Origin of the sequence: Halococcus thailandensis JCM 13552, assembly GCF_000336715.1 — an archaeon.
GTDB lineage: Archaea > Halobacteriota > Halobacteria > Halobacteriales > Halococcaceae > Halococcus > Halococcus thailandensis.
This window is the reverse complement of record NZ_AOMF01000035.1, coordinates 11490-12090: the sequence shown is the minus strand read 5'-3', so window position 1 is coordinate 12090 and position 601 is coordinate 11490. Positions and strand designations below refer to the sequence as shown.

At 61.9% G+C, this 601-nt stretch carries 1 protein-coding gene; it reads right to left on the bottom strand.

The genetic code is table 11. From position 1 onward, the window contains the following. Positions 1 to 233, bottom strand: a 233-nt coding sequence (locus tag C451_RS23460) for a transposase (protein WP_241431146.1), incomplete at its 3' end; no start/stop codon positions are given. Positions 234 to 601 lie beyond the last annotated feature (368 nt).

Below are 601 nucleotides of genomic sequence, written 5' to 3'. Positions count from 1 at the left end.
CCGTCGATCACGACGAACTCACCGCCATGTTCGTGATCGGCAAGCAACTCGCCGCACATCGACTGGAGGCAGTCTCGGAGTTCATCGGGATGAAGTTCATCGAAGGCCCGCCAGAGCGACGTCCCATCCGGGACGTCCTCTGGCTCGGTGTAGTCGAGAGCCTCTCGAAATGAGTGATTGCGCTGAAGACGGCGTTCGAGGGCGTCGAAGGAGTCGCCCTCGAACTGCCGCAGGACGAGTGCGGCAGCTCGTTCGGGAGAGATTGACTGAAGTTCCGAGACAGCGACCGAGAGGAAGGTTGCAACGAGTTCGTCACGGTAGAGGTAGCCGTCGTCAGCAGGATCGTCGGGAGTGACATCGGCTGGCTGGTCGGTTTCACGCTGAGCCAGCTGGTCGTCCCTGCGGGACGGCCAGCTGTGGGTGTAGACGGTGGTGTCTAGCCACTCCGTGGCGTGTACTTCCTGTTGGTCAGCGAGCTTCTGGAGTGGGCGGTAGGAGCGACGACCGAGAAGGTCGTTTGCTTCGGATGCGGTCAGCCCGGATGGACGGCGGAACGCGAGGTGTTTGAGCGTCGGCTTGGCGTCTTCCTTGCGGTGGAAGA